This is a genomic window from Chitinophaga sp., assembly GCF_036569125.1.
Taxonomy (GTDB): Bacteria; Bacteroidota; Bacteroidia; order Chitinophagales; family Chitinophagaceae; genus Chitinophaga.
The window spans coordinates 1-6,523 of record NZ_DATCRF010000692.1; the positions used below are offsets into that span (position 1 = coordinate 1).

Genomic DNA, 6,523 nt, shown 5'->3' on the forward strand with positions numbered 1-6,523 from the left:
GGATATACGATCATTAATGCGGTGATCCACATTTAACCGTAAGGAGCTGTTGAGGTACCCGGTACCTTTTACAATACCATCTTCGCTGCGGCGGTTAGCAGCAAAGTAAAAAGTAGTGCGTTCAGAGCCGCCACTTAAGCTAAGATTGGTGTTCAGCAGCAGGCCGGTTTGGCCGAACAGCTCTTTTTCATAATCATAGATCTTGCCGGCAGATTGTGCATCCAGGAACCGCTGCCGGTTGGTGTTGCGGGCTGCCTGTACATCGGGGTCAGGATTGTCTGCCGCACCGGCCAGGTCGGCCGCTGTTTCTGCGGTAAATACACGCTGGCCTAATAAATGGCGCACTTTTACAAAACCGGTTTCCTGGTTAATGCTGATGTTGGTTCTGCCTGTTTTACCACGTTTGGTAGTGATCAGTATTACACCGGCAGCTGCTTTGGAGCCATATAAGGCTGCGGCAGAAGCGCCTTTGAGTATTTCAATGTTTTCGATATCGGCCGGATTCAGGTCCGCAATACGGCTGGAGGGGTTATCCTGGTTATTGGGATTGCCCGCAGTAGCTGCGCCGGTAACATCATTGAGGCCGGCGGGCACACTGGCATTGTTCATAAAAATACCATCTACTACATACAAGGGTTGCGCATTCCCGAATACAGAAGTGATACCGCGCACTTTTACTGAGATACCGCCACCCGGTGCGCCGGAGTTGGCAGAGATCAGTGCGCCGGGTATTTTACCACTCAGCGCTGCATCAAAGGTTTGCGCCGGTGCAGTGCCCGAGAGGTCTTTGGCGGAAAGCGTGGCCACGGCATTGGCCAGGTTACTGCGTTTTACAGAAGTGGCCAGGCCGGTTACCACCACTTCATCCAGCCGTGCAAAATCTTCTTCCAGTGTCATATTAAGGGTGTTACCGGTTACCGTGGCTTTTTGGGTTTTATAGCCGGTAAAGGAAAAGGTGAGCTGGTTGTTGCCTGCCGGCAGCATCAGCGAATAGTGGCCATCCACATCCGTGATGGCGCCCCGGTTGGTGTTGGAAACCCGTACGGTAACACCGGGTATTGGTTTGCCAAAAGCGGCATCGGTGACCCTCCCCGTAATGGTTGTTTGCTGTGCATACAGCGTACTGATGGTGCATAGGCATAGCAACACCATCCGTGCAGATTTAGATAGAAACATAAGCGTGTGATTTTGGGTGATTGATACTAGATTTTACATGATGAGATTTTTAATATAGGCGTTAGATTTAGATAAAAGATAGAGGCTCTTCAAAGCTTTCGTATACATGGAACTTATCTTGCTCGCTGGTTTCCTTCTTGCTGACGCTACGACTTTGGTTGTATTAGCAGATTACGAAATTTCCCCGGGATAAGTGTGTTTTTTGTTTAGTTTATTTGCGTTATATTTTTCGGTTTGCATGCTTGTAACTTCCGGGTAAGATGCCACGTTTAATAGCTAAATCTTACCCATGAAATACCTGCTGCTCCCTGTATTCTTACTCATTTGTATTACGGCCTGTAAAAAGGATAATGATACGATAACCGATGGCGCCTCTTTACCAAAACAGCTTAATTACCTGACAGGCCGTTGGAAATCATATGCTTCTTATTACAGTTACGGCGCGGAACCGGTATGGAAACCTACTGAAAATATTACTTATGTAACGTTCAGCGCCAACGGGGAATATACCAACAGCAGTAACAGCACCTACGATCATTTTGAGCTGCGCGCTACAGATGTGGATACTACCCTGCGGATCTATAAAGAAGGACAACAATCCGATACCGCTGTTTTCCTCATCAGCATTAATGAAAATACCCTTGTGCTGGCCAACCGTATGTGTATTGAAGGTTGTGGGGATAAATATGTAAGGGAGCATTAGTAACAATTTTGTTAATTTGCCCCATGGATCAGTACCTTCATTTATTACAGCATATACTGGATCATGGGGCTGCAAAAACAGACCGTACCGGCACCGGTACCAGCAGCTGTTTCGGCTACCAGATGCGTTTTAACCTGCAGGATGGTTTTCCGCTGGTCACTACCAAGAAATTACACCTGAAATCTATTATTTATGAGTTGCTCTGGTTCCTCAGGGGCGATACCAATATTGCCTACCTGAAGGAGCACGGCGTAAGTATATGGGACGAGTGGGCTAACGCCAACGGCGACCTGGGCCCCGTTTACGGCAAACAATGGCGTAGCTGGGAAACCCGGGATGGCAGAGTGATAGACCAGATCAGCGAAGCCGTAAAACAGATCAGGAATAACCCGGATTCCCGCCGCATTATTGTAAATGCCTGGAACGTGGGCGACCTGCCGCAAATGGCGCTGAGCCCCTGCCACTGCCTGTTCCAGTTCTATGTGGCTAATGGGAAGCTGAGCTGCCTGTTATATCAGCGCAGCGCAGATGTGTTCTTAGGCGTGCCCTTTAACATTGCTTCCTATGCGTTGCTTACCCTGATGATGGCGCAGGTGTGCGATCTGGAGCCGGGCGAATTTATTCACAGCTTTGGTGATGTGCATTTGTACAACAATCATATTGAACAGGCTAAGCTGCAATTAAGCCGCACGCCCTATCCGCTGCCGGTAATGAAACTTAACCCGGCCGTGAAGGATATTTTTGCTTTTACCTTTGAAGATTTTGAGCTGCTGAACTATCAGCACCACGCGGGGATTAAAGCACCGGTAGCGGTGTGATTTAATTCGTAATTGACAATCCGTAATTCCAAGTATGGTTTCCATCATTGTTGCAGCATCAGAGAATAACGTTATAGGGCAGCACAACCAGTTACCCTGGCACCTGCCGGCCGATATGAAATATTTCAAAGAAACTACTACCGGTAAGCCCATTATCATGGGCCGTAAAACCTTTGAATCATTAGGCAAGCCTTTACCCAACCGCCCGAATATTGTAATTACCCGCCAGCCGGATTATCCGCGTGAGGGCATTATTGTTACTACCTCATTACAGGAAGCCCTGATGATCGCCGGTACTTTTGATGGGGAGGAAATGTTTATTACGGGAGGAGAAGAAATTTTCAGTCAGGCCATTCCGTTACTGGTGCAGCGCATGTACATTACCCGCATTCATGCTACGGTTACCGGCGATGCGCATTTCCCGGAATTTGATCCCAAAGAATGGAACCTGGTAAGCAGCAGGCTGCACCCGGCAGATGAAAAGCATGCATATGCATTTACGTTTGAAGTGTGGGATAAGAAAACGAAAGCGGAGAAAGAAGGTATACAGAGTTGAGCATCTATCTGAAGATCACCGTCCCGATCCCTTGTGTTAGCTCCATTTCAAGCTGTTTCAAATGCTGATGCACTTCAACACACTTCATCTGCATATCAAAGGTATCCGCCTTTTCCATCTCCTGCTGGTTTTCCAGGATCAGCTTTTTGATCTTGCGTAAGATAAGATAGTTGGTGGTGCTGATGGTGTCGCGCAGGTAAGCATTATCTCCGCAAACAGTATCTATTTCAAAACGTTCTTTCCAGTTTATGCTCAGGTCTGCCTCCTTATCTTCCAGGATCAGGGCTGTTTGTTTGGAGATGTCGGTATCCTCATGGTACAGGAACCATTTTTTATCCGGGGTGGAACCTTCATCGTACCTGGATTTATATTCCCGCAATATTTTCTTTACGATCTCACTATCTGCCAGCGATTCAAAATCGTACGGCAAATGAAACACATAATCGGCAACGCTGCTCTTTTCTTCTTCGCTGAAAGGCATGTCTCCAAAGCGGAGTAAGATCTTCACCAGCTCTCTTTCCTGTTTTTCATCCGTAGGGAAGATCACTTCAAAATTGCCTTCGGCCGCTTCCATGGCGGCAATGGCCTCATCGCTCAGCTGATCATCTTCCGGAGGGGCATTCTTGGCCAGCTGCTGCTCCCGTTTTTGCAGGCGCTCGCGGATGAATTTATTCACCAGCGTGATCATGCCCTGCTCATCTATCTTCAATAGCTGGCTGCACTGGCGGATGTAGTCCTGCTGGCGGGTGAAATCCTCTACCTTATCAATTTTGGAGATGGTTTCCGCAATTTCATTTACCAGCTGGCTTTTGCGGTTGCTGTCGTTGCCAATATCCTGCATGGATGTTTGCAGCTTAAACAGCACAAAGTCCTGCTTATTGGTTTCCACAAACTGCCGGAAGGCAGGGGCGCCTATCTTTTGCACATAGCTGTCCGGGTCTTCCTTGTCCGGTATCAGCACCAGCTTCACGTTCAGGCCTTCTTCCACGGCCATATCCAGGCCGCGCAGCGCTGCTTTTACGCCTGCGCTGTCCCCATCGTACAGGATGGTGAGGTTATTGGTATATTTCTTTACCAGCCGTAGCTGGTCTACTGTCAGGGAGGTACCGCTGGAAGCCACCACGTTCTCAATGCCTGCCTGATGCAGGGAAATTACGTCGGTATAACCTTCTACCAGTAAGCATTCGTTCAGGCGGTCAATGGCGTGGCGGGCAAAATAGGTGCCGTAAAGCACCTTGCTTTTTACATAGATCTCGTTTTCTGGAGAGTTGATGTATTTGGGCGCCCGGTCGTTCTTAACCAGGATACGCGCGCCAAAACCCAGCACCTTGCCGGATTGGTTGTGAATGGGAAAAATAACGCGGCCCCGGTAGTTATCCGCCGGCTGCTCGTTCCGGATGGTGACCAGGCCGGTCTTTTGCAGGTAATCCAGGTTATAGCCCTTTCCCAGGGCGGTGCGTGCAAAAGCGTCCCGCTCATTGCTGCAGTAGCCCAGCTGGAACTTCTGGATGGTTTCTTTTGTAAAGCCTCTTTCCTCAAAGTAGCTGAGCCCAACATTCTGCCCTTCCTCTGTTTCCAGCAGGGTTTTGGTAAAATATTCCCGGGCAAAGTTGTTAATGATATACAGGCTGTCGGCCAGGAGCTGCTGCTGTTTTACCTCTGCGCTAACCTCTTTCTCCTCAATTTCTACATTGTACTTCTGGGCCAGCCAGCGCAGGGCCTCCACATAGGAATACTTCTCATGCTCCATGAGGAAGCTGATGGTATTGCCACTGGCCCCGCAACCGAAACATTTATAGATCTCCTTACTGGGTGAAACCGTGAAGGAGGGCGACTTTTCATTATGAAAAGGGCAGAGGCCCAGGTAGTTGGTGCCCCGTTTTTTCAGTTTCACGAACGAGCCTACGATCTCCACAATATCTATGCGGCTCAGGATCTGTTGTATGGTATGTTGTGCTATCAAGGTCTGGAAGAATGCAAACTGCAAACATAGGTAATTTACACCTTTTGACGCTAATTATCCCGGCGGGTGGGCATATGGACGGTTTTAGTATATTGTTTTGTGCTAATTTTATTAATTTTACATATTAATTTTTATATATTTACATAATTTTTCACCCTATTCCTTAAGCCTAATGAAAAGATTGTTATTACTGATTGCATGTTCATTTCTTGCAATTTCCGGTTTAAAGGCGCAGAATTTCGACTTTAAGATCAAAGCAACTGACACTATTGGTTGCGCGCCTAAGAAGATTACATTTGATGTGAATTCATCTTCTTCCCTGTCTGTGATTGACTGGCTTTGGGAATTTGGGGATGGCGGTACCGCCTCCGGCCCGCAGCCTACCCACACTTTTAACACGCCCGGCCACTATGTGGTAAGGTTAACCATGGTAATACCTGCAGGGGCTACCTCCATGAAAGTGTTCAGCTACCAGGAAATTGATATTCTTCCCATATTGGACCTTGGCGTGCAGCACCCCTTGTGCCGCAACTATTGTCCTATTATCAGCAATACAGCCATGGCGCAGGGCCACCATGATCCGGGATGGTACTTATGGTCCACCGGTGATACTACCAGCACCCTGCGTGCCTGCGCTCCCGGTACCTATTCCGTAACCTATAACGTGTGCGGTCAAACGCTGAGCGATACCACGGTGGTAATTGCCCGTGTAAGCGAAACACTGGCCGACATTTCCTATACCTGGTTATGCAGCCGTCAGGTAGACCTGACCGTGATGCCGGCTTATGAAAATGTACCCTACCGCCTGTGGCTGAACTGGGGAGATAATACTTCCCAAACCCTGGTTGAAAAGAACCGCCATGCGCTCACTTTTGACCATGAGTACGCAGTATCAGGCGATTATACCATAGAAGTGCACATGGAGTACCAGAACAGCTGTGCGGATATCGTAACCCGTAAGGTAACGGTGCGTCAGTAATTCAGGTATCATATACATTCACGGAAAGGTGAAGGATGGAACGATGGCCGTTCCGTTCTTCACCTTTTCGTTGTATATAAAAGGTAATAGTGGCTGACCTATTAGTTATTTGTGTAATTTTACCGCTTCTTAGGACAATACAATTTCCATTTTCTCACCCTATACCCTTGAGTATGAAGCGATTTTTACTGTTGTTTGTTTTTTTATTGGCCCGTATACTGTTGTTTGGGCAAAGTTTTGACGCAAAATTTAGTTATGATAAGATGGTAGGGTGTGGGCCTATGACAGTTAACTTTCAGGATCAGTCTACAAGCCCATACCCAATAAT

6 protein-coding genes are annotated in these 6,523 nt (G+C 47.8%); 4 read left to right on the plus strand and 2 right to left on the minus strand.

What is annotated here, in order from left to right:
• On the minus strand, positions 1-1,176 hold a 1,176-nt coding region (locus tag VIM87_RS25680), incomplete at its 3' end, for a carboxypeptidase-like regulatory domain-containing protein (protein WP_331999755.1).
• A gap of 289 nt (positions 1,177-1,465) precedes the next feature.
• Between VIM87_RS25680 and VIM87_RS25685 the strand changes: the two genes are divergently transcribed.
• Genes VIM87_RS25685 through VIM87_RS25695 form a run of 3 tightly spaced genes read left to right on the plus strand, consistent with a single transcriptional unit; the run spans position 1,466 to position 3,253 of the window.
• Complete coding sequence (locus tag VIM87_RS25685) at positions 1,466-1,879, plus strand: hypothetical protein (RefSeq protein ID WP_331999756.1); 414 nt, start codon at positions 1,466-1,468, stop codon at positions 1,877-1,879.
• 23 nt (positions 1,880-1,902) lie between these two features.
• Positions 1,903-2,697, plus strand: coding sequence for a thymidylate synthase (locus VIM87_RS25690; RefSeq protein ID WP_331999757.1), 795 nt, complete (start codon positions 1,903-1,905; stop codon positions 2,695-2,697).
• Between the two features lie 34 nt (positions 2,698-2,731).
• On the plus strand, positions 2,732-3,253 hold the full coding sequence (locus tag VIM87_RS25695) for a dihydrofolate reductase (protein ID WP_331999758.1): 522 nt from the start codon (positions 2,732-2,734) through the stop codon (positions 3,251-3,253).
• A 4-nt stretch (positions 3,254-3,257) separates the two neighbouring features.
• Here VIM87_RS25695 and dnaG read toward each other — a convergent pair whose 3' ends face one another.
• Entirely contained in the window at positions 3,258-5,240 is a 1,983-nt protein-coding gene (gene dnaG / locus VIM87_RS25700; RefSeq protein ID WP_331999759.1) for a DNA primase, read from the minus strand.
• A 148-nt stretch (positions 5,241-5,388) separates the two neighbouring features.
• Here dnaG and VIM87_RS25705 point away from each other — a divergent pair, with 148 nt between their 5' ends.
• Positions 5,389-6,195, plus strand: coding sequence for a PKD domain-containing protein (locus VIM87_RS25705; protein ID WP_331999760.1), 807 nt, complete (start codon positions 5,389-5,391; stop codon positions 6,193-6,195).
• The last annotated feature ends 328 nt before the right edge of the window (positions 6,196-6,523 follow it).